This is a genomic window from Aureimonas sp. N4, from assembly GCF_001463925.1.
Lineage (GTDB): Bacteria > Pseudomonadota > Alphaproteobacteria > Rhizobiales > Rhizobiaceae > Aureimonas > Aureimonas ureilytica_A.
The window spans coordinates 267,396-291,638 of sequence record NZ_BBWS01000046.1; the positions used below are offsets into that span (position 1 = coordinate 267,396).

The window sequence follows — 24,243 nt, forward strand, 5'->3', positions numbered from 1 at the left end:
CGGGTTTGGCCCCTATTCCTTTGGCAGGAAGCGGGGCCAACCTCCCGCACTGGCTTCCCCGCCCTGCAACGGCAAAGAAGGTTCGTCCATGGCTCTCCCGGAACCCGTCGCGGCCAAGCCCAAGAAGCGCTCCGCATCCTCCGTCGCCAGCCGCGAGGCTTCGATCGCGCTCTTGAAGGATCTGGCCGCCAGCCGCGTCGTGATCGAGGGTGTCGAGCCCCTGATCGATGGCGGCCGCTTCGCCGTGAAGCGGATGGAAAACGAGCCGCTGACCGTGACGGCCGACATCTTCTCAGACGGGCACGAGATCATCGCCGCCGCGCTGGTGACGCATGGCGGTGAGGTGGAAGGGCTGGAGACGCCCTTCGTCTTCATCGGCAACGACCGCTGGGGCGCGACGGTGCGCTTTGCGACCCCCGGCCCCTATCGCTATTCGATCATCGCCTGGCGCGACGTGTTCGGCACCTGGGCGAGCGACACCAAGAAGAAGCGGGACGCTGGCGTCGATATCGCGCTGGAGCTGCGCGAGGGCGAGGCGATCCTCGAACAGGCCGCCGAATCCGGCCGTGGCTCGCGTGAAGATGCCAAGGCGCTGAAGGCCCTGCGCGCCCGCGTCGAGAAGTTCCGCAAGCTGAAGGACGAGGCGGCGCTCTACGCCGTCTTCACGGAAGTCGAGACGATCGAGCTTCTGCGCCGCTGCGGCGTGCGCGCCAATCTCTCGCGCTATCCCGTCCAAGTGCCCGTCTGGGTGGACCGCGAAGCCGCCGGTTTCTCGGCGTGGTACGAGCTGATGCCGCGCTCCCAGTCCGGCGATCCCAAGCGCCACGGCACGTTCGACGACGTGATCGCGCGCTTGCCCGATATCCGGGAGATGGGCTTCGACGTCCTTTACTTCCCGCCGATCCACCCGATCGGCAAGTCGAACCGCAAGGGCAAGAACAACAGCGTTACGGCCAAAGAAGGCGAGCCGGGCAGTCCCTATGCGATCGGTTCGCATGAGGGTGGCCACAAGGACATCCATCCGGAGCTCGGCTCCTTCGCCGATTTCCAGCGCCTCGTGACCCGCGCGGCCGATCATGGGCTGGAGCTCGCGCTCGACTTCGCCATCCAATGCTCGCCCGACCATCCCTGGATCAAGCAGCACAAGGGCTGGTTCGACTGGCGGCCCGATGGCTCGATCAAATATGCGGAGAATCCGCCCAAGAAATATCAGGACATCGTCAATGTCGACTTCTACGGGCCGGACGCGATCCCTTCGCTCTGGGTCGAACTGCGCGACATCGTCTTGTTCTGGCTGGACAAGGGCGTTCGCATCTTCCGCGTCGACAATCCGCACACCAAGCCTTTCCCCTTCTGGGAATGGATGATCGCGGAGGTGCGCGCGGTGGACCCCGGCGTGATCTTCCTGGCGGAAGCCTTCACCCGGCCCAAGCTCATGAAGCGTCTCGCCAAGGTCGGCTATAACCAGAGCTATTCCTATTTCACATGGCGCAACCTGAAATGGGAGCTGCGCGAGTATCTGACCGAACTGACGAAGGAAGAATGCGCCGAATACATGCGGCCGAACTTCTTCGTGAACACGCCCGATATCAACCCGCTCTTCCTGCATACGAGCGGGCGGCCGGGCTTTCGCATCCGCGCCGCGCTGGCCGCGACGCTGGCGGGCAATTACGGCGTCTATTCCGGCTTCGAGCTGTGCGAATACGAGCCTCTCGTCACCGGTAAGGAAGAGTACAAGGACTCGGAGAAATACGAGATCCGCGCCTTCGACTGGAAGCGTGAGGGCCATATTCGGGACGATCTCGCGCTTCTCAACCGGCTGCGCCAGTCCGAGCCGGCGCTGCGGGATTTCCGCAATCTGGAATTCTACCAGTTCTGGAACGACAACGTCCTTTACTATGGCAAGCGGACGGCCGATCTCTCCTCCTTCATTCTCGTCATGGTGACGCTCGACCCGCATCAGCCGCAGGGCGGCCATTTCGAAGTGCCGCTCTGGGAATTCGGTCTGCCCGACAATGGCACGGTCAAGGTCGAGGACCTCGTGAACGACCGCCAGTTCGTCTGGTCCGGCAAGGTTCAGCATTGGTGGTTCGAGCCGGCGGAACTTCCCTACGCCATTTTCCGTCTATCCGTCTGACGGGAGAGAGGGCGGGCTTCGAGCCCGCCTCGCTTCTCCTGTCTTGTTTCTTCCACGGTCCGGCCCGGCCGACCGCAGACGACGATGGATGCGCATGACCGACACCGCCTCTCCCAAGGCTGGGGACATTTCGCCCGACGCTCTTCCGGCCTTCGCCGACGCTTCGCTGCCCGATCTCGCGTCCGGCCCTGAGCTCAGCTCGGCGCTCGCGCGCTTTCTGGGGCACCAGCGCTGGTTCGCCGCCAAGTCCGAACGATTGAGCGGCACTCGCTTCGTCCCGGCCGGCGCGGTCGAGGGCGCGGACGGAGCCTTGGCTGGCGAGGCCGTGATCCAGACCGGCGAAGGCGAGCAGCATTACTTCCTGCCGCTGGCGCTGCGCCCGCGCGGCGAGGGCATCGAGCCCAAGCTGATCGGCACGCTCGCGGGCGACCGGCAATTGATCGACGCGACGCGCGACCCCGCCTTCTGCCGCGCCATCGTCAGTCTGATCGCGCAGGGCGGGCGGATCGAGGCAGGCGGCACGGCGCTTCTCGCCAAGGCATCCAGCGTCAAGGCCGACCGTCTGGAAGCGGCCGCTGCCGTCGAAGCCGCCGAGATCAAGCCTCTGTCGGGCGAGCAGTCCAACACGTCGATCGGCATCGGCCGCGTCGCGATCCTGAAATTCTACCGTCTCCTGCGCGATGGCGAACAGCCTGAACTGGAGGTGACGGAGTTCCTGACCGAGAACACCGGCTTTCCCGCCGCGCCCGCGCTGCTCGGCTCGCTGGAACTGGCGCGGCCCGATGGCAGCCACGCCGCCGTCGCGGCCCTGTTCGAGCGTATCACCGAGGCCGAAGACGCCTGGGCCAGCGTCACCGGCGCTCTGGCCGAGCGCTTGCGGGCCGGGGAGGGGACGAAGGCCGGCGCTCACACGTTCGACCCCGGCCGCACGATCGGCCGGCGTACGGGCGAGATGCACGCGGCGCTGGGCACTGAAACCGGCCAATCCGCCTTCGACCCCGAGCCGCTCGACCGCGTCTCGCTGGCGCGCATCGTGGATGAGGCCAAACACGAGGCGTCGGGCGCGATCGCCGTTCTGCGCGGCGTTCAAGGCGGCGCGGATGTCAGCGCCGACATCGCGGCGCTCAGCGCGCGCGAAGCCGAGATTTCGGCCTGGTTCGAGAGCTTCAAGCAGCTGGAGCCCGCCGGACGGCGCACGCGCATTCACGGCGATTATCATCTCGGCCAGCTGCTGGTGCGGGGCGAGGATATCGTGATCCTCGATTTCGAGGGCGAGCCGGGCCGCACCTTGCCCGAGCGCCGCGCCAAAACCTCGCCCTTGCGCGATGTCGCGGGGATGCTGCGCTCCTACGACTATGCCGCCTTCGCCGCGCTGGACGCGATCCGCACCGACGATCCGGCGCTGGCCGAGCGCGCCAAGGCGGAAGCCGAGCGCTGGCGCGACGAGACGTCGGCGGCGTTTCTGAGCGCTTGGGAAGAGGCGAGCGGCGTCGATCTCTCCGACGAGGGGAACGCCAGGCTTCTCGATCTCTTCCTTCTGCAGAAAGCCTTCTACGAACTGCGCTACGAGGCGGCGATGCGCCCCGCCTGGCTTTCGATTCCGCTGCGCGGGATCGTCTCCCTTCTCCAGAAACGACAGGTCCTTTGATGAGCGAGTCTCTTTCCGCCAGTTCCGGCATCGATCACGGCCTGCATGGGGACGAGGCACGCGCGCTGGCGCAGGGCCGTCACGAAAACCCCTTCGCCGTTCTCGGCCCCCATCGCACGGGCGATGGCAGCGCCGTGGTGCGGGTCTTCCGCCCCGGGGCCGAGCGCGCCGCGGTCATCGACCGCCAGGGCCAGGTTCTGGCCGAACTGGAGCGCGGTGAGGTGGACGGCCTGTTCTCCGGCCTCGTGTCACAGGCGTTCGACGACCATCTCTTCCGCTTCTGGCATGGCGACAGCTCGTGGGAGGAAGAGGACACCTATCGTTTCGGCCCGATCCTCGGTGATCTCGATACCTATCTGATGCGCGAGGGGCGCCATTATCGCCTTTATGAAAAGCTCGGCGCGCACCCGACCGAGATGGACGGGGTGAAGGGCGTGGCCTTCGCGGTCTGGGCGCCCGATGCGCGCCGCGTGTCGGTGGTCGGCAATTTCAACGCCTGGGACGGGCGGCGCCATGTCATGCGCAAGCGCGTCGATGCGGGCGTGTTCGAAATCTTCGTTCCCGGCCTTGGGCGGGGCGAGGTCTACAAATACGAGCTGATCGGCGGGCATGGCGAGGTTCTGCCGCTGAAAGCCGATCCGGTCGGCTTCCGCCAGGAACTCGCGCCCTCCACCGCCTCCGTCGTGGATGGGCTGGTGGAGCACGAATGGAAGGACGACGCCTTCCGCTCCAAATGGAGCGACTGGCAGTCCGCCGACAAGCCCGTCTCGATCTACGAGGTGCATCTGGGTTCGTGGAAGCGCGGCGACCACAATTCCTTCCTCGACTACGACGCGCTGGCGCGCGAGCTGGTTACCTATGTCAAGGATATGGGCTTCACCCATGTCGAGTTCCTGCCCGTGTCCGAGCACCCGTTCTACGGTTCCTGGGGCTATCAGCCGATCGGCCTCTATGCGCCGACCGCCCGATATGGCGACCCGGCCGGCTTCGCGCGGCTGGTGGACGCCTTCCATCAGGCCGATATCGGCGTTCTGCTCGACTGGGTGCCCGGCCATTTTCCGACCGACATTCACGGGCTCGGCCGCTTCGACGGCACCGCGCTTTATGAACACGCCGATCCGCGCCGTGGCTTTCACAAGGACTGGAACACGCTGATCTACGACTACGGTCGGACGGAGGTGAAGAACTATCTCGTCTCCAACGGGCTCTACTGGCTCGACCGGTTCCATATCGACGGGCTACGCGTCGATGCCGTCGCCTCCATGCTCTATCTCGACTATTCGCGCAGCCATGGCGAATGGGAGCCCAATATCTATGGCGGGCGCGAGAACCTGGAGGCCATGGCCTTCCTGAAGGAGACGAACGAGCAGGTCGGTGGGCAATTCCCGAACGCCACGACCCATGCGGAGGAATCCACCTCCTTCCCCAATGTGTCGCGCCCGACCTATGCCGGCGGCCTCGGCTTCCATTTCAAGTGGAACATGGGCTGGATGCACGACACGCTGCATTTCATGCAGGAAGACCCGATCAACCGCAAATACCACATGCACCATATGACCTTCGGAATGGTCTATGCCTATTCCGAGAACTTCGTGCTGCCGCTCAGCCATGATGAAGTGGTCTATGGAAAGGGCTCCATTCTCGGGAAGATGCCTGGCGACTGGTGGCAGAAATTCGCCAATCTGCGCGCCTATTACGGGTTCATGTGGACCCATCCCGGCAAGAAGCTGCTCTTCATGGGCGGTGAGTTCGGCCAGTCGGCGGAATGGAACCACGACCAGTCGCTCGACTGGCATCTTCTGGACCATGCCGAGCACCGGGGCGTGCTGCGCCTCGTGCGCGACCTCAACACGCTTTATCGCGGCTTGCCGGCGCTGCATGAGAACGACTGCGACCCGCACGGTTTCGAGTGGGTGGACACGTCCAATGTCGAGCAGTCGGTTCTGGCTTTTCTGCGCAAGGACCGCGAAGGCCGCCCGGCGCTGGTGGTCTGCAACTTCACGCCCAATGTCCACCATGGCTACCGCGTCGGCGTGCCCCATGGCGGCTTCTGGGAAGAGGTGATGAACACCGACGCCGAGATATATGGCGGCTCGAATGTCGGCAATATGGGCGGGAGCGAGGCCGAGGAGGTCCATTGCAACGGCCGGCCCTTCTCGCTGTCGCTCAGCCTGCCGCCGCTCTCCACCATCGTGCTCGCGCCCCCGCGCGCCCGTCAGGAGGCTGACGCTCGGGTGGAAAGCGAAGGCCTGGCGAGCAGCGATCTCGCCAAGGCCTGAACCTGACGCACCGGATCGCTCTCCACGGGCGGTCCGGTCTCCCTTCAAGATCAGGCGACGGCGGCCAGCCCCGGCGCCTGCTCGACGCGGTTTCGGCCGAGCGCCTTGGCGCGGTAGAGCGCCGCGTCCGCTTCGGCCAGAAGCGTCTCGAAGCTGCGGTCGGCATCAACGCAATGCACCAGCCCCACGCTGACCGTCGCGTTGATGGCCAACCCATCGAAACGCGCGGCTTCGACGGCGAAGGCACGCGCAATGCGCTGGGCGAGTTCGCGCGTTTCCTCGCGCGTCTGTCCGGTCAGAAGAACCACGAATTCCTCGCCGCCGAACCGGGCCGCCAGATCGCTGGAGCGCAGCTCGCGGTCCAGAATGCGGGCAAAAAGCTTCAGCACGTCGTCCCCGGTCTGATGGCCATGCGTGTCGTTGATCAGTTTGAAATGGTCGAGATCGAACACCATGACGGAGACGCTTGCTCCATCCGAGCGCGCTTCCTGAATGCGGCGCACGGAGCGATCGAACAGCGCGCGTCGGTTGGGCAGGCCGGTGAGATAGTCGGTGTTCGATGCTTCGAGAATGCGTGCCTCGCCCTCCTCGCGCACCAGCGACAAAAGCAGCATGGGAGCGGCGATGGCAAAAAGCACGCCCTCGAACATGGTGATCTTGGCAAGCGCGATGAAGAATTCGGGAAAGGATGCCAGGCTTTCGCCCATCAGCCCGCTGGCGAGGAAGAGCGTGACCCGCGCGGCGTAGAAGATGGCATGAAAGCCGAACACCAGAACGGCGGGCTTGCGCGAGCGAAGTGCGGCGAACGAGCAACCGCGCAGCAGCGTGACGGTCGCTGCCCCGCAGATGGGAGCGATCGCGGCCGAGCAGAGCAGGCTCCAGGTCTCGTAGCTCAAATGGGGGAACAGCGCGAAGCAGAAGCCTGCAAAGGGCAGGCTGGCCCAGCGCAGGCGGAGCGGCAAAGCCCCCCCGTTCAAACGCAGAACGCCATCGAGCAGCGCCACATAACCGAACAGATTGAGCAGGAAAGCCGGAGCCCGTTGATAGGGGGTCGGGATGATCACGAAGATCAGAAGGGCACAACCGAGGGTGAAGGCGGCATAGGCCAGTGCCCATTCCGCCAGAACGTCCTTGCGCAGCGGATGAAACCGACGCTCCCAGAAGGTCAGAGCGCCCGACACGGCGAGCGAGGCGAACATGAACGCGTAGATGGTGGACAGGTCGATATACATGTGTCCCACATCTCTCCTTCGGTGCCTGAGATTAGGCGTCTGCCTGGAAAGGATACCTTACAAGAATCAGAAGATTTAAACGAGATGTGTGGCTGGGTCTGGAAAATTCGGCGAATGACCTAGTTTCGCACCGCTTCACCGATCGGGATCATGTCCACCGCATGATGGTGGCGCTGCGGCCCGGACGTGATCAACACGCCGTCGATCGGCGCAACATCGGAATAGTCGCGCCCGCGCGCCACGAGCACGTGATCCTCGCCTGCAAAACACCCATTGGTCGGATCGAAGCCGATCCAGCCCATTTGCGGCCCGGCCCAGACCTCTACCCAGGCGTGCATGGCGTCCGCCCCTTCGAGGCGCGGCTGGCCCGGCGGCGGCTCGGTGCGCAGGAAGCCGCTGGCATAGGCCGCCGGAAGGCCGAGCCCACGCAGGCCCGCGATCATCAGATGCGAGAAATCTTGGCAGACGCCGCGCCGGGCGGTGAGCGTTTCCTCGACGCCCGTGGAAATCGTGGTGACACCCGCCTCGAAGCGAAACTCGCTCCGAATGCGCCGCGCCAGCGCCAGCATGGCCTCGCCGATCGGCTGATCGGGCTCCAACCCCTCGGCGCAATAGGCGGCGACCGCCGGCGAGGGAGCGACGAGCCGACCCGCGCCCAGGAAATGCAGCGGGCTTTCACCCTCGCTGTCGCGCGAGGCTCGGGCCAGCGCGCGGATCGTCTCGACATGCAGGGTTTGCCCCAGCGCTGGAAGCGGGCGATCGACACGAACCCGCGCGCGCATTTCGACCGAGAGTGTCTCGTGCGGTTCGTCGATCAGGACATGATCGGTCCGATTGCCGAAAAAATCGCGCTCGGATGCCGTTTCGCGCGGGGTCGGCTTGATGTCGAGCGTGAAGCGCTCGACACGCTGCCCGCTCGCTTTCAGCGGCGCGATGCGCAGGATATGCCGGGCGTCGCGGACGAAGCCGGGATAGGTGTAGCCGATCGAAAGGCGGATGTCGTAGCGGCTCATGCCCGGTCTATTCCGTGTCCTGACGCTCGATCGCGCCGCGCGGCGCCAAGGCGAAGTAGCGCTGCGAGAGAAGGTCGGAAATCTCGAAGCCGTCCCGCGCGACGCGGCTCAGAAAGGCGGGCGTGACCTCGCGCGGCTCGGCGGTGCGCAGGCGCACGAGCAGTCGCGCCAGCCGGCGCGAGGCGGGGTCGAGGCTTTCGCCTGCGTGATTGCCCGGCAGATCGGCCATCACGGTTTCGAGCGTGCGCGCCTGAAAGGTCAGCGAGCGCGGGTTGAGCGGGTCGAGCAGGGCGAGGTCGAGCACCGTGTCCGGCCCGAGCTCCACCGAGAAGCGCCGGCGATAGGTCATGCGGCTATCGGTGAATTCCAGAAGCGCTTCGAACACGCCGTCGCCGCCCGCGGCCAGAAAGGCGCTCGCCGCCCCCGCCGTCTGCGACAGGCGCTCCAGCCGCCGACCGCATTCGAGGAAGCGCCAGCCGATGAATTGGTACATGTTTTCGTGGACGAGGCCGGCAAAGCCGGCGAGCCGCGTCAGCACCCGCCCGGCCAGGAGCGTGTCGTCGCGCTCGTCCGAGGGCTGGCGCAGCGCCTCGCCCGTCAGATCGGCGATCTCGGCGAGGGCGCGCCAGGCGTCGGGGGAGAAGCGGTCGCGAATGCGCGAGGCCAGCTGGAAGGCGCTGTCGGCATGGTCTCTCAAGCCATGGATCGGATCGGCGCCGCCGAAGCCGACGCCCGAAATCCGCAGGAGCGAGATGCGCGCCTCATCCACGGGCGCCGGGTCTTCGCCTGCCTCCGCGCGCGCGATCGCGGCGCGCCAATGGCGAAAGGCGACCTCCAGCCGCTCGACATAGCGGCCGAGCCAGAAGAGATTGTCGGCCGCGCGGGCGGGAAGCGAGCCCGGCAGGCGGCGTTGATAGCTCTCGCCCCGCGCGCCGAGCAGCGTCACGGGCCGCTCGTCCGGGTCGCCCGCCACCCAGACATCGAGCGACCGCCCGCCCGACGCGATCGCCAGCGCGCTGCCGTCTTCCTCATGCGCGGCGCGTGCGAAGCCACCGGGCATGACGTCCCACCCGTCCTCGCCGCGCGCCAGAAAGACACGCAGCGTGATCGGCCGGCTTTCCAGCCCCGCGTCTCCGAACACGGGCGCGGTGGACAGCGGCAGGGAGCGGGTCGCCACGATATCCGCATCGCCGCCGCGAGCGCGCTCAACCAGCGTGGACTCATCAAGCGACTTGTGCGGGCCGGACGGCGCGGGCAGGGCTTCGGCCAGCCGCCAGCCGGAGGGCAGGTCCTGAGCGAAATCCTTCCACAAGGGATCGCCCAGCCAGCGGGTTTCGACGGAGGGAAGCTGCAGCCGCTCGCCGATCAGCGCCTCGGCCATGGCGTTTTCGAAGGGCGCGAAGGCCGGCGTTTCCAGAAGTCCGGAGCCGAGCGCGTTGACGAGGTCCAGCTTGCCCGCGCGGATGGCGCGGACCAGGCCGGGCGTGCCGATGCGCGACTGGGCGTGAAGCTCCAGCGGATCGGCATAGTCGGCGTCGAGGCGGCGCCAGAGAACACGCACCGAGCGAAGCCCATCGACGGTGCGGATCTTGGCTTCGTCGCCGCGCACCACGAGATCGCCGCCTTCCAGAAGGTGAAAGCCGAGATAGCGGGCGAGGTAGGAATGCTCGAAATAGGTCTCGTTGAGGGGACCGGGCGTCAGGAGGCCGACCCGCGCGCCTTCCGTGCCGTTGAGATCGTTCAACGTTTCGCGAAAGCGCCCGAAGAAGCCGGCGAGGCGGCGCACATGCAGCGCGCGCGCCAGATCGGGAAAGGCGCGGGAGGTGGCGACGCGGTTTTCCAGCGCGAAGCCCGAGCCCGAAGGAGCCTGCGTGCGGTCCTTGATCACATGCCATCGCCCGTTGGGCGCGCGGCCGAGATCGATGGCGATGAAGCGGATGAGCGGCCGACCGGCGCGGCCCTGATCGGCCAGCGGGCGCAGGAACTCGGGATTGCTGGCCAGCAAAACGCCCGGCAGATGGCCCTCGCGCACCATGCGCCGCTCGCCGTAGAGATCGGCCAGGAGCGTTTCGAGATAGAGCGCGCGCTGGCGCAGGCCCGCTTCCAGCCGCCGCCATTCCTCCGCCTCGATCACGACGGGCGGAAAGGCGATCGGCCACAAGCGCTCGCGGCTTTCCGCGCCGACGCGATAGAAGACGCCGGCCTCGCTCAGATATTGGCGCGCGGTGCGAAATCGCCCCTCGCGCTCGGCCTCGCTCAGACCGTCGAGCGCGTTCAGGAGGGCGCGGTAATGTGGGCGCACCGAGCCGTCCTCCGCGCGCATTTCGTCGTAGCGGCGCAGAACGCTGGCCGGCTTGGGCTTGGCAAGGTCAGACAGCAAGGAAGGCCGGTCGTCTGAGATCGAGCGTATGGGGGAAGCTCGGATCGGGGATTTCCTGAGGCGGCTGGAAGGCCCCCGGCGTGTGGCCAATGGCTTCGAACCGCGCGAGGCGGCGCGACTCCGCTTCGTTGGCGTTGATGGGGAACGTGTCGTAGGAGCGCCCACCGGGATGGGCGACATGATAGACGCAGCCGCCGAGCGAGCGGCCCGACCAGCGATCGTAAATGTCGAAGGTCAGCGGCGCATGGACGGGGATGGTCGGGTGCAGGCCGGACGCCGGCTGCCACGCCTTGAAGCGCACGCCGCCGACGAACTGGCCGACCGTCTGCGTCGGCCCGAGCGGCACGGGCCGGCCGTTGCAGGTGACGATATGGCGGGCGGGATCGTAGCCCTCGACCTGGACCTGAAGCCGCTCCACCGAGGAATCCACGAAGCGCACCGTGCCGCCGATGGCGCCCGTTTCGCCCATGACATGCCAGGGCTCCAGCGCCTGACGCAGTTCCAGCCGCACGCCCTCGTGGCGGACCTCGCCGCAGAAGGGGAAGCGGAACTCCCATTGCGCCTCGAACCATTCCGGCCGGACGGGATAGCCCGAGCGGTCGAGATCGGCGAGAACCGAGAGGAAATCCTCCCAGATCAGGGCCGGCAGCATGAAGCGGTCGTGAAGCTGCGTGCCCCAGCGAGCAAAGCGCCCGGACTGCGGCTCGCGCCAGAACTTGGCGATCAGCGCGCGGATCAGAAGCTGCTGGGCCAGACTCATGCGCGCGTCTGGCGGCATCTCGAAGCCGCGGAACTCCACGAGGCCGAGGCGGCCCGTCGGCCCATCGGGCGAATAAAGCTTGTCGATGCAGATTTCCGAGCGATGCGTGTTGCCCGTCACGTCCACGAGGAGGTTGCGGAACAGGCGATCCACCAGCCAAGGCGGCGGGGCCAGCCCTTCGCCGGGCGAGGGCACCTGCGCCATCGCGATTTCCAGTTCGTAGAGCCCGTCATGGCGCGCCTCGTCGATGCGCGGGGCCTGGCTGGTCGGTCCGACGAAGAGGCCGGAGAAGAGGTAGGACAGCGAAGGATGGCGCTGCCAGTAGAGCACCAGCGACTTCAGAAGGTCGGGCCGGCGCAGGAAGGGGCTGTCGAGCGGCGTCGCCCCGCCGATCACCACATGGTTGCCACCGCCCGTGCCGGCATGACGCCCGTCCACCATGAACTTGTCGGTGCCGAGCCGCGATTGGCGCGCGTCCTCGTAGACGCCTTGCGTGATCGCGACGGCCTCGCCCCAGGAGGCGGCTGGATGCACGTTCACCTCGATCACGCCGGGGTCCGGCGCGACGCGCATGACGTTCAGGCGCGGGTCGAAGGGCGGGGCATAGCCCTCGATGCGCACGAAGAGGCCGAGCGCCTCCGCCTCGTCCTCCACGGCGGCGAGAAGATCGAGATAGGCCTCGGCCGATTCCAGCGGCGGCATGAAGACATGCAGAATGCCGTCGCGCGGCTCGATGGCGAGCGCTGTTCGCACATAGCCGCCGATCTCGGCCTCGGGGCCGGGCTCGGGGGGCGACCAGGCGGGAGCCGGGTCGGCCTGCGAAATGCGCTTCTGCACCTGACCCAGGATTTCGCGCTCGGGCAGTTCGGGCAGGCGCTGCATCGGGTCGGCCGGATGCGTGTAGGGATAGCGGGCGGGCGAGAGATAGGGGAGGGAGGCGAGCGGCAGGCGATAGCCGAGCGCGGAGTCGCCTGGCACGAGGAAGAGCTTGCCGCGCCGGGTCGACCAGCGCTCCGACATCCAGCGCGCGGGCAGCGCCTGCCACGCCTGAACCGGCATGACATAGCCGACCGGGTTGTTCAGCCCCCGGTCGAAGACGCGGGCAAGGCGCGCGCGCTCTTCCGGGTTTTCGAGCTTGGAATTGTCCGGCGAGACGTTCTCGGGCAGCTGCGCCTCGCGCACCAGCCAGTAGGACGGGTCCTCATAGGCGGGCAAAGCGTTGCCGGGCTCGACACCCAGCCGCGCGGCGACGCCCTCCAGAAGCGCGCGTGCATCGTCGGCCACGGCCGGTGGCGCCCCCTCTTCCGGCGCGAAAAGGGCGGGGTTGCGCCAGATCGGCTGGCCGTCCTTGCGCCAATAGAGGGAATAGGTCCAGCGCGGCAGGGATTCGCCGGGATACCACTTGCCCTGCCCATGGTGCAGGAAGCCGCCTTGCGCAAAGCGCGTCTGGAGCCGGCGCAGGAGCCCGTCGGCGAGGCCCCGCTTGCGGGGGCCGGTCGCGTCGGCGTTCCACTCCGCGCCTTCGAAATCGTCGATCGAGACGAAGGTCGGCTCGCCGCCCATGGTGAGGCGCACGTCCATCGCCTGAAGATCGCCATCGACTTTCAGGCCCAGGGCGTCCAGCGCCTCCCAGCTTTCGTCCGAGAAGGGCTTGGACACGCGCGGCGCTTCGGAAACGCGCGTCACTTCCATGGCGAAGTCGAATTCGGTCTCTGCGAAATCCACCCCGCCGGCGATCGGCGCGGCGGAACGATAATGGGGGGTGGCCGCCAGCGGCACGTGGCTCTCGCCGGTCATCAGGCCCGAGGTCGGGTCGAAGCCGATCCAGCCCGCGCCCGGCACATAGACCTCGACCCAGGCATGGAGATCGCAGAAATCGACCGCCGTGCCGGCCGGCCCGTCGATGGCCACGCGATCGGGCTTCAGCTGAATCAGGTAGCCCGACACGAAGCGCGCGGCGAGGCCGAGATGGCGCAGCGTGTTGACCAGCAGCCAAGAGGAGTCTCGGCAGGAGCCCGAGGCCTTTTCCAGCGTTTCCTCGGGCGTCTGCACACCCGGCTCCATGCGGATGAGATAATCGACGCGCTGCTCGACCAGCCGGTTCAGATCGACGAGGAAATCCACCGTGCGGCGCGGCGTGCGATCCACCGTTTCGAGGAAGCTCTGAAGCTTCGGCCCGGCCGGTTCGAGCGCCAGATAGGGCTTCAGATCGACGGCGAGATCGTCGCCATAGGCAAAGGGGAATTCCTCCGCCCAGGGCTCGATGAAGAAGTCGAACGGATTATACACCGTCATGTCGGCGAGGAGATCGACCTCGATGCGGAACTCGCGCACCTTCTCGGGGAAGACGACACGTGCCAGCCAGTTGCCGAACGGGTCCTGCTGCCAATTGACGAAATGGTTCGCGGGTTCGATGCGCAGCGCATAGGCCGGGGTGCGCGTGCGCGAATGAGGCGCGGGGCGCAGCCGGATACTCTGAGGACCCAGAGTGACCGGGCGATCATAGCGGTAATGCGTCAGGTGGCGGAGGGCAGCGAGGATTGGCATCTGATCCCTTACGCATGAACGGTCGACGCGCCAGCATAGGCATTCCCGGGGCCTGCTGGAAACCTTCGCGGCGCACAAAGCGCGGCGTTTGATGGAAATTGTGTTCGAAATCGGGTGCGCTGCGGAACCGGAGTCACACACTGGAGTTGAGCCGGCGAATCCGCGCCCCTCCCGGCCGCCCAGGAACGCTCCTCATGAAGCTCTTTTCTTGCCCGTCCTGCGATCAGGTCGTCTTCTTCAACAATGTGGTTTGCGAGCGCTGCGGTCATGCGCTCGGCTACGAGCCACGCTCCAACCGCGTCCTGGCGCTGGAAGCGGCCGATGACGGCTGGCTTTCGGTCGGTCGCGGCAGCGACGGCTCGCACTGGCGCTACTGCGACAATTACCAATACGGCGTCTGCAACTGGCTCGTGCCGGCCGACTCCGGCGAGCGGATGTGCGTGGCCGACCGGCACAATCTCATGGTCCCCGATCTCTCGAACCCCGACAATCAGGCGCTCTGGGCCAAGATGGAAGCGGCCAAGCACCGCCTCTTCTACACCCTGCTGCGTCTGAACCTGCCGCTCTATACCCGCGACGAGCATCCCGAGGGTCTCGGCTTCAAGTTCCTGGCCGACGATCCAGCGACGGGACAGAAGGTGATGACCGGGCATGACGAGGGCATCATCACGGTGGCGCTGGCCGAGGCGGACGATGCCGAGCGCGAGCAGCGCCGCACCGCCATGGGCGAGCCCTACCGTACCCTGCTCGGCCATTTCCGCCACGAAGTCGGCCATTGGTACTGGGACATTCTCGTGCGCGACGGGAATCTTCTGGACGAGTGCCGCGCCGTGTTCGGCGACGACCGCGAGGATTACGGGCAGGCGCTTCAGAACCACTACAACAACGGGCCGAAGCTCAACTGGCAGGACGAGTACGTCTCGGCCTATGCCGGCTCCCACGCCTGGGAGGACTTCGCGGAAACCTGGGCGCACTATCTCCACATCATCGACACGCTGGAGGTCGGCGGCTCCTACGGCATCGCCATCCAGCCCCGGCTCGACCGCGACGGCATCCTGACGACGGACCTCAACGTGAAGGTCTACGATCCGAACACGACCATGGAGGAGATCGCCGACGCCTGGCTGGCGCTCAGCCAGGCGCTGAACTCCATGAACCGCGCCATGGGCCTGCCAGACCTCTACCCCTTCGTCCTGTCGCCGACCGTCGTCGGCAAACTCGGCTTCATCCATGATCTCGTGCATGGGCGGGTCGGTCAGAACAGCTCGGCGAGCGAGACAAACGGTCTGTCGGAGGCGGCCGAGGCCATGGGTCGCCAGTCCAACGCCGCCAACGAGCCGCAGGCCGCCCCCGAGCCGCAGGCCCTCGCTGCGGCCGGCTGATCCGGTCCCGACGGGAAAGGGCTGGGGCGACCGGAAAAATTCCTCGCCTCGGTCCTGCCCTTGTCCCCGTGCGCCCCAGTTAGGTCAGGCGCGATCCGCGGCCCCTCGCATCTGCGAGACGGGCCGCATCTCATGACATGTTGCGAAATGGCGGAGCCCTCATGGACGCTGGCACGACTTTCTCTTTCGACCTGAGTTGGGGCGCACATTACGAGGACGGCAAGGCGCGCTTCCGCATCTGGGCGCCCAGCGCGAAAAGCGTCGAGGTCGCCAGCGCCGAGTCCGACGACTTCCAGTGCGAAAGCTTCGAGCCCATGGCGCGCGGCGAGGGCGGCTGGTGGGAACTCGTGACCGACACGGTGCAGCCGGGGGATGGCTACGGCTTCCGCTTCGACGGCGGCAAGGTGCGGCCCGACCCGGCAGCCCGCGCCCAGGGGGGCGACGTCCACTGGCTCTCGCGCCTCGTCGATCCCAAGGCGCATGAATGGCGCACCGGCGACTGGAAGGGCCGCCCCTGGCAGGAATGCGTCTTCTACGAGCTGCATGTCGGCACGTTCACGCCCGAAGGCACGTTCGAGGCCATCATTCCCAAGCTGGAGCACCTGCGCGAGACCGGCATCACCGCGATCGAGCTTCTGCCCGTCGCCCAGTTCGGCGGCCAGCGCGGCTGGGGTTATGACGGCGTTCTTCTTTATGCGCCGCATCAGGCCTATGGCGGCCCGGAAGGGCTCAAGAAGCTCGTGGACGCCGCGCATGAGCGCGGGATCATGGTCTTCCTCGATGTCGTCTACAATCACTTCGGCCCGGACGGGAACTATCTCCCGGAATACCTGCCCGAGTTCTTCCATCAGGAAATCTCGACGCCCTGGGGCGCGGCCATCGCCTATGACGAAGCGCCGGTGCGCGACTTCATGATCGAGAATGCGCTCTATTGGCTGAGGGAGTTCCAGATCGACGGGCTGCGGCTCGACGCGATCGACTCCATCAAGGACACGACAGACACGCCCTTCGTCAAGGAACTGGCGATGCGGGTGCGCGAGACGGTCACGGATCGCCACGTCCACATCACCACCGAGGACGATCGCAACATCAAATGGCATATCGAGCGCGGCGAGGACGGCTCGGTGCCGCTCGTCTCGGGTGAGTGGAACGACGACTTCCATCACACGGCCCACGTGATCGCGACCAACGATCAGGAAGGCTATTACCGGGACTACGACCCGAACTCGGCCGAGCAGATGGCGACCGCGCTCGCCACCGGCTTCGTGTTTCAGGGGCAGGAGTCCGAGCATCGCGAGCGGCGCGTCGGCACCGATTCCTCCGAACTACCGCCCACCGCCTTCGTCAACTTCCTCCAGAACCACGACCAGATCGGCAACCGCGCCTTCGGCGACCGGATGCGCTCGCTCACCTCGGGCCGTGTCTATGACTGCCTTCAGGCGATTCTTCTGCTCTCGCCGCAGATCCCGCTGATGTTCCAGGGCGACGAGTTCGGCGACACCAACTCCTTCTGCTTCTTCACCGATTTCGACGGCGAACTTGCCAATGCCGTGTCCAAGGGGCGCAAGAAGGAGTTCAAGAGCTTCGCCGCTTTCGAAGACCCGGAAGCGGCCGACATCTTCCCCGACCCCAATGACGAGCGCACCTTCGAGGTCTCGCGCCTCGACTGGACGCGCCTTGCCCAGCCCATCCACAAGCGCCGCCTTCAGGTGACGCGTAAGCTGCTCGGCATCCGCGCCAAGACCCTGGTTCCGCTTCTGGACAAGGTGCAGGGCGGCACGGGCATGGCGATGGTGGAAGGGCTCGGCTTCGTGGTCGCCTGGGAGCTGCAACCCGGCCGCTTCTGGCATCTCGTGGTCAATCTGGCCGACGAAGCCTGGGATGTGGAAGGTGCGTTCCACCAAGGCGCGCTGGAAGGCGCGGAATGCGTCTACACCAACCACAAGAACGCCTTCGAGTCACTCTCGCAAGGTACGATGTGCGCGACCTGCGTGATCGCCATCCTGGCCGACACGCTCCTGATCGCGGAGCCTGACGATGAATGAGCGCCTCGAAACCCTGGCCGAAAGCCACGGCATTCAAATCCGATATGTCTCGGAAATGGGCGAGCCCAAGGCGATCGACGCGGCCGCGCAGTCCGGCCTCCTGAGCGCGCTTCAGGTCGATCTAGAAGGGGGCGAGGAAGGGGGCTTTGCCCGCGAGGAGCAGAAGCCCAGTCTTGCCTGCGCCCTGCCGGAGGGGCTGGCGTCGAGCCGTTCCTGGGGTGTGACCTGCCAGCTTTACAGCCTGCGCTCGGAGCGCAATCTCGGCATCGGCGATTTCGAGGATCTGGCACGGTTGGCCGAGGTCGCGGCGCAGACCGGCGCGTCCTTCGTGGGCGTCAATCCGCTTCATGCGCTCTTCCTGGCCGATGCCGGGCGCTACAGCCCCTATTCCCCCTCGACGCGCCGCTTCATCAATCCGTTCTATCTCGCGATCGACACGATCGAAGGCGGGGAGGCGGCCATCGCGGCCCTGCGCGCCGAGAAGCCCGACCTCTTCGAAGGGCTGGATGGCGAGCTGGTGGACTATCCCGCTGTCTCGGCCGTGAAGGTGCCGCTGCTGCGCGAGGTCTATGCGAGCGCCAAGGATGGGCTCACATCCGACGAAAGCTTCCGCGCCTTCACCGAGAAGGGCGGCGACGCGCTGCGCGGCTTCGCCCTGTTCGAGGCGATCTCGGAGGCCATGCGCGCGGAGGGCGGCAGCGCCGGCTGGCACAATTGGCCGGAGGAACTGCGCGACCGCACGGGCGAAGCGGTGACCTCCTTCGAGGCGGGCCATGAAGACGCGATCCGCTTCCACATCTGGCTGCAATATCTCTGCGACCGGCAATTGGGCGAGGCGCAGCGCCGCGCCAAGGCGGCCGGAATGCGCATCGGCCTTTATCTCGACTTCGCCGTCGGCGTCTCGCCCGATGGCGCGGAGACCTGGGCCGATCCGGCGCTGACGGTGCGCGCGGCGCGTGTCGGCTCGCCGCCCGACATGTTCAATTCGGACGGGCAGGACTGGGGTCTGGCACCGCTTTCGCCCAAGGCTCTCGCCGAGCGCCATTACGCGCCGCTCGCCGCCGCCTATGCCGGTCTCATGGAACATGCGGGCGCGATCCGCATCGACCATGCGATGGGCCTCGCGCGACTCTGGTGGATTCCCGAAGGCACGAATTCGGGAGGCGGCGGCTATGTCCGCTATCCTCTCGGCGCCATGGTGGATGCCTTGGCCCGCGTCTCGCAGGACACGAACTGCCTCGTGATCGGCGAGGATCTGGGCACCGTGCCGGAAGGCTTCCGCGAGGCCATGGCCGACAGCCATATCCTCTCCTACAAGGTTCTCTATTTCGAGCGTTGGAAGGACGGATTGTTCAAGGCGACAGGCGAATATCCCGAGGCCTCGCTCGCCTGTATCTCGACCCACGACCTCGCCACGCTGTCGGGCTGGTGGCATGGCTCCGACGTTCGGCTGCGCTCCGAAACCGGCCGGCAGAACGCCGCCGCCACCGAGCGCGATCTGGCCGAGCGCGACCGCGACCGGCGCACGCTTCTGGCCGCGCTGCAATACGAGCGGCTCCTGCCGCCCGACTATCACGCGGCGAACGAAGGCGCGAACCTGCCGGAGCGCCTGCCTTTTGAGCTAGCGATCGCGATCCATCGCTTCGGCGCGCGCACGCGCTCCATGCTTTTTGCGGTGCAGGTGGAGGACATGATCGCCTCCGAGAAGCAGCCCAACCTGCCGGGCACGACCGACGAATACCCCAATTGGCGCGTTCGCTCCGACATCCGTCTGGATGATCTGGCCGCCGACGAACGCTTCCAAGCCATGGCTCGCGCGATGCGCGACGAGAGACCGGAGACCCCATGAGCCGTCCGCTGATCGCGACCTATCGCCTGCAGTTCCGCGAGGGGACCGGCTTTTCAGAAGCCGAGGGGCTCGTGCCCTATCTCAAGACGCTGGGGGCGAGCCATCTCTACGCCTCGCCCGTCTTCGCGGCCTCACCCGGTTCCACCCACGGCTATGATGTCGTGGACTATAACCGCTTCGAGGAAGAACTGGGCGGCGATGCGGGGCTGGGCTCCTTGAGCGATCAGCTGATGAAGGCCGATCTCGGCCTGATTCTCGACTTCGTGCCGAACCATATGGGCGTCTCGCAGGAGAACCGCTGGTGGGAGGATGTCCTGCGCTGGGGCCGCGAAAGCCGCTATGCGCAGACCTTCGACATTTCCTGGGACGAGGAGAAAATCCTCATCCCGACCCTCGGTACGCCCTATGGCGAGGCGCTGCGGGGCGGCGCGCTGGAGGTCGTCTACGACGAGGATCGGGGCGAGGTCCGCTTCTCCGCCAATGGCTATGGCCTGCCGGTGGACCCGCGCACGCTGAGCCACGTCTTCTCCTTCGTGGATCACCCCGAGCGCGACAGTCTGGTGCGTCGCTTCTCCGCCGCCGTGCCGGCCGATGGCGAGGAACTGGGCGAGCGTTTTGCCGAGCATGTCGCCGACCCCGCCTTCCTCTCCGCGCTGAAGGCCGGCATCGAGGCGCTGAACGCCGACCGCCACGCGCTGCATGTCTTCCACGAGGCGCAGGCCTGGCGCCTCGCCTGGTGGCGTCTGGCGCGTGAGAAGCTCTCCTATCGCCGCTTCTTCGAGATCGCCGATCTGATCGGCGTGCGCCAGGAAATGCGCCGCGTCTTCCGCGACTCGCACCGCACGATCTACCAGCTCGCGCGCGAGCGCCGGTTGGACGGCATCCGCATCGACCATGTGGACGGCGTGGCTGACCCCAAGGGCTATCTGGCGGAACTCGCTGCCGGCTTCGAGGCGCTGCGCCGCGACGTCGCGATCCATGTCGAGAAGATCCTGACCGGGCCGGAGCGCCTGCGCAAAAGCTGGAACATCGCTGGCACCACAGGCTACGAGTTCATCACCGCCGTTTCGGGCCTCTATGTCGATGGCGCGCGGGAAGAGGCCATGACACGCGCCTATGCCGAGTTCGTCGGCGGCGACGAAGACCTGCGGGCGATGATCGCGGACCAGAAGCGCGCGATCTTCACGCATAATCTCGCCGGCGAGCTTCAGGTTCTGACTGAAACCGCCATGCAGGTCGCGGCGAGCGATCTCGAAACGCGCGATTTCGGCCGCGACGACATGAGCCGGTCGATCGTCGAGGTGGCGACCGCCCTGCCGGTCTATCGCACCTATTGCGGCGTGGCGGGCGTGCCGGAGGACGACATCATCGTCATCGACGAGACGGTGGAGCGCGCCAAGGGAACCCGGAAGGTCGAGGCCGACGAGCCGATCGACTTCGTCGGACGCCTGCTCAAGCTGAATTTCGAGGATGGGCGCGATGTCACGGGCGCGCTGAACTTCACCCGCCGCTTTCAGCAGACGACCGGCGCGGTCATGGCCAAGGCCGTGGAGGACACGGTCTTCTATCGCTACAACCGTCTGATCGCGCTCAACGAAGTCGGCGGCGAGCCGGATCATTACGGCAGTTCGCCCGAGCGCTTCCACGAGGACATGGCGATCCGGCTGGAGGACCAGCCCGAAGGGCTCATGGCCTCCTCCACCCACGACACCAAGCGCGGCGAGGACGCGCGCGCGCGCCTCTACACGTTGAGCGAAGCGCCCGAGCGCTGGGCCGCGCTGGTCAAGAACATGGCCGAGGCCATGCAGCCCTGGCGCAAGAGCATGGGCGACCCCGCCATGGGCGAAAGCCATGTCTCGCCCGACCCCGCGACGGAATGGGGCTTCTACCAGTCGCTGCTCGGCGTCATCCCCGCCGACTTCGACCCGGCGGACGCCAAGCTGCGTGAGGAACTGGAAAGCCGGCTTCTGGCCTTCGCCGAAAAGGCGGTGCGCGAGGCCAAGCGTTATACGAGCTGGACCGCGCCCAACGAGGCCTATGAAAGCGCGCTGAAAGGCTTCGTTTCGGCCATTCTCTCGCAGAAGGAGACGGGCGATCTTCTGGCTCGCTTCTGGAAGCAGTCGCAGCCCTTTGTGGTGGCCGGCGCGCTGAATTCGCTGTCGCAGACCTTGATCAAGCTCACAGCGCCGGGCGTTCCCGATATCTATCAGGGCACCGAGTTCTACGATCTCAGCCTCGTGGACCCGGACAATCGCCGCAAGATCGACTTCGCCGCCCGTCAGCGCGCGATGGAAGACGGCGAGACGATCGCGGCCAGCCTGCCGCATTGGCGCGACGGGCGCGTGAAGGCCAAGCTCACCGCTGCCGCACTGAAGGCCCGCATCCGCGCGCCCGAGCTGTTCACCAAGGGACGCTATATCCCGCTGGAGGTGACGGGCGCAAAGGCGGACCATGTGGTCGCCTTCGCGCGCACCGACAACGAGGGCCATGTCGCGGTGACGATCGCGCCGCGTCTCGCCTTGCAGCTTCTGGGTGAGGGCGCCGAAATCCCGATGCTGGAGGCGGCCGACTGGGGCGATACGGCGGTTCGTTTGCCGTCTCACCTGGCGGGGGCGCGCTTCGAGGACATCTTGGCGAGCAGGGAGGTCGGCAGCGGGGCCAGCTTCAAACTCGCCGACATCTTGTCCGAACTGCCCGTGGCGCTGCTTCTGGCCGACTGACGCATTCGGGTGGTCGGGTCCATGCTCCGGCCACCCTGTGATGCGACACGAGCAGGGGACTGAAGCGGTCGCAATGAGGTCCGATTCATCGCGAAGGTTTCAGTCCCGAAGGCCGTTCATATCAGGCTGAGAACGACGCGGACCATCCCGCGACGGGCCGAGGAGGAGGGAAGCCAGGATGCCGATCCGTGTGACCGTGTGGAACGAATATCTGCACGAAAAGGAAAACGAGACCGTCCGATCGATCTACCCGGACGGGATTCATCGCACCATCGCGGACGGGCTGGCCGAGGATGGCGAGCTGACCCTTTCCACCGCGACCCTGGAAGAGCCCGAACATGGGCTGACCCAGGAGAAGCTCGATGCCACAAACGTTCTCGTCTGGTGGGGGCACAAGGCGCATGGCCGGGTCGAGGACGCGATCGTCGAGCGTGTGGCGCAGCGCGTTCATGAAGGCATGGGCCTTCTCGTCCTCCATTCGGGCCATTTCTCCAAGATCTTCAAACGTCTGATGGGCACGCCCTGTTCGCTGCGCTGGCGCGAGGCGGGCGAGCGCGAGCGGCTTTGGGTGATCAATCCGAGCCACCCGATCACGCAAGGCATCGACAAGGCGATCGAACTGCCGAACTCGGAAATGTATGGCGAGCCCTTCCTCGTCCCCGAGCCGCTGGAGACCGTCTTCGTCTCCTGGTTCGAGGGCGGCGAGGTGTTCCGCTCCGGCCTCACCTACCAGCGCGGGGCGGGACGCATCTTCTATTTCGAGCCCGGCCACGAGACCTATCCGATCTATCACGATCCCAACATTCGCCGCGTTCTGCGCAATGCCGTCCATTGGGCCTACAATCCCGCCAAGCCCTGGCGCGAGGTGGCCGAGGCACCCAACGTGCCGATCGATCAGGCGCGTGAAAAGATCGAGAAGAAGGGCGGCTCGCTCCACAAGGCCGGCGAGGCCGGCTATCGATGAGCGAGGAACGGCGCATCCTCATCCTCGGCACGGGCGGCATCGCCGCCCGCCATGCCGAGCATTTCTCCTCCACCCCCGGCATGACGGTGGTCGCGGCGGTCGATACGAATATCGAGCGCGCCCGTCTCTTCGCGCTCGAGCATTCCATCCCGCAGACCTTCGGCTCGCTGGCCGACGCCATCAGCTGGGGTGAGTTCGACGCGGCCGTGAACTCGACGCCCGACGGCGTTCACAAGCCGACGACGCTGCAACTTCTCGCCGCCGGAAAGCCGGTCTTCTGCGAGAAACCCCTGGCGGTGAACTTTCCCGACGCGATGGCGATGACCGAGGCTGCAGAGGCGGCGGGGCTCATCAACATGGTGAACCTCACCTATCGCAATGCTCATGCGATCCAGATGGCGCGGCGCATGGTGGATGACGGGCGCATCGGCACGATCCGGCATCTGGAGGCGAGCTATCTCCAGAGCTGGCTGACTGCGGGCCACTGGGGCGATTGGCGCACGGACGAACGCTGGCTGTGGCGCCTGTCGTCCGAGCATGGCTCGAAGGGCGTACTCGGCGATATCGGCATTCATATTCTGGACTTCGTGAGCTTCGGCACCGGGCTCGACTTCGCGGCGCTTCAGGCGCGCATGAAAACCTATGACAAGGCCGAGGGCGGGGCGATCGGCGCCTACAAGCTGGATGTCAACGACAGTGTCGCCATGACGGTCGAGATGTCGAACGGCGCGCTCGGCGTCGTGCACATGTCGCGCTATGCCACGGGCAATCTGAACGACCTGAACCTCGCCATCTACGGAGAGCGGGGCGCGCTACGCATCTGGGCCAACCATCAGGACTCGCGCCTCGAAGCCTGCCTCGGGGCCGATATGGAAACGCAGACCTGGGTTCGCGTGGACTGCCCGGTGACGCCGCGCAACGAGCACCGCTTCGCCATGGCGCTTCTGTCGGGCGAGAATGGCCAGCCGAACTTCCGCCATGCCGCCGGCATCCAGAAGCTTCTCGACCTCTGCTTCGTGTCGGATGCGGAAGGGCGGATGCTGGCCGTCGATTGAGTGCCGACATCCCATGGCATCTTTGAGGGCGGGTGCGGTGACGCATCCGCCCTTTTTGCAGGTGCGAAGTCGAGTGGAGGTTCGTAACTTTTGCGTCTGTCGGAAGGGGTGACGGGCGCGGGCGCGCTGTCCTAGCATCATCTCCGATTTCTTATTTCCGCCACGCGCTTTTCCTTGGTTTTGCCGCAGTTTGACGGGGCGCACTGTGTCATCACGCCGCGCGTGACAGCGT

At 66.2% G+C, this 24,243-nt stretch carries 13 protein-coding genes; 9 read left to right on the plus strand and 4 right to left on the minus strand.

Translation table 11 applies throughout. From position 1 onward, the window contains the following. The first annotated feature begins 88 nt into the window (after nt 1-88). From AUL28_RS15500 to glgB, 3 genes are all read left to right on the plus strand, one after another. Nucleotides 89-2,137: an alpha-1,4-glucan--maltose-1-phosphate maltosyltransferase gene (locus AUL28_RS15500; RefSeq protein WP_082640502.1), complete on the plus strand. Its 2,049-nt coding sequence runs from the start codon at nt 89-91 to the stop codon at nt 2,135-2,137. 94 nt (nt 2,138-2,231) lie between these two features. Next, the gene (locus AUL28_RS15505; RefSeq protein ID WP_062234245.1) at nt 2,232-3,785 is read left to right on the plus strand and encodes a maltokinase N-terminal cap-like domain-containing protein; all 1,554 of its coding nucleotides are present in this window, start codon (nt 2,232-2,234) and stop codon (nt 3,783-3,785) included. Beyond that, nucleotides 3,785-6,064, plus strand: a complete 2,280-nt coding sequence (gene glgB, locus AUL28_RS15510) for a 1,4-alpha-glucan branching protein GlgB (RefSeq protein WP_062234248.1) — start codon at nt 3,785-3,787, stop codon at nt 6,062-6,064. Before AUL28_RS15505 ends, glgB begins: the two co-directional genes overlap by 1 nt. A 50-nt stretch (nt 6,065-6,114) precedes the next feature. Here glgB and AUL28_RS15515 read toward each other — a convergent pair whose 3' ends face one another. From AUL28_RS15515 to AUL28_RS15530, 4 genes are all read right to left on the minus strand, one after another. After that, nucleotides 6,115-7,296 (minus strand): GGDEF domain-containing protein, encoded by a 1,182-nt coding sequence (locus AUL28_RS15515; RefSeq protein ID WP_062234250.1) that lies wholly within the window; start codon nt 7,294-7,296, stop codon nt 6,115-6,117. Between the two features lie 119 nt (nt 7,297-7,415). Then, the gene (locus tag AUL28_RS15520) at nt 7,416-8,309 is read right to left on the minus strand and encodes a transglutaminase family protein (protein ID WP_058598896.1); all 894 of its coding nucleotides are present in this window, start codon (nt 8,307-8,309) and stop codon (nt 7,416-7,418) included. Nucleotides 8,310-8,316: 7 nt separating this feature from the next. Continuing rightward, a complete protein-coding gene (locus AUL28_RS15525; protein ID WP_244493538.1) occupies nt 8,317-10,689 on the minus strand; it encodes a circularly permuted type 2 ATP-grasp protein in 2,373 nt (790 codons plus the stop codon). Then, nucleotides 10,679-13,996 (minus strand): transglutaminase family protein, encoded by a 3,318-nt coding sequence (locus tag AUL28_RS15530; RefSeq protein WP_062234253.1) that lies wholly within the window; start codon nt 13,994-13,996, stop codon nt 10,679-10,681. The genes AUL28_RS15525 and AUL28_RS15530 overlap by 11 nt, the downstream gene beginning before the upstream one ends. Nucleotides 13,997-14,190: 194 nt before the next feature. Here AUL28_RS15530 and AUL28_RS15535 point away from each other — a divergent pair, with 194 nt between their 5' ends. The 6 genes from AUL28_RS15535 (at nt 14,191) to AUL28_RS15560 (ending at nt 24,011) form a co-directional block, all read left to right on the plus strand. Continuing rightward, nucleotides 14,191-15,378 carry a zinc-binding metallopeptidase family protein gene (locus AUL28_RS15535; RefSeq protein ID WP_062234255.1) on the plus strand — a complete coding sequence of 396 codons (1,188 nt, stop codon included), beginning with the start codon at nt 14,191-14,193 and terminating at the stop codon, nt 15,376-15,378. A 161-nt stretch (nt 15,379-15,539) separates the two neighbouring features. Then, entirely contained in the window at nt 15,540-17,423 is a 1,884-nt protein-coding gene (treZ, locus tag AUL28_RS15540) for a malto-oligosyltrehalose trehalohydrolase (RefSeq protein ID WP_058598893.1), read from the plus strand. Then, entirely contained in the window at nt 17,416-19,272 is a 1,857-nt protein-coding gene (gene malQ / locus AUL28_RS15545) for a 4-alpha-glucanotransferase (protein ID WP_062234258.1), read from the plus strand. Before treZ ends, malQ begins: the two co-directional genes overlap by 8 nt. Beyond that, nucleotides 19,269-21,992: a malto-oligosyltrehalose synthase gene (treY, locus tag AUL28_RS15550; protein ID WP_062234262.1), complete on the plus strand. Its 2,724-nt coding sequence runs from the start codon at nt 19,269-19,271 to the stop codon at nt 21,990-21,992. Before malQ ends, treY begins: the two co-directional genes overlap by 4 nt. A gap of 178 nt (nt 21,993-22,170) precedes the next feature. Beyond that, nucleotides 22,171-22,956, plus strand: coding sequence for a ThuA domain-containing protein (locus AUL28_RS15555; RefSeq protein ID WP_062234265.1), 786 nt, complete (start codon nt 22,171-22,173; stop codon nt 22,954-22,956). Beyond that, nucleotides 22,953-24,011, plus strand: coding sequence for a Gfo/Idh/MocA family protein (locus AUL28_RS15560; protein ID WP_062234269.1), 1,059 nt, complete (start codon nt 22,953-22,955; stop codon nt 24,009-24,011). Before AUL28_RS15555 ends, AUL28_RS15560 begins: the two co-directional genes overlap by 4 nt. Nucleotides 24,012-24,243 lie beyond the last annotated feature (232 nt).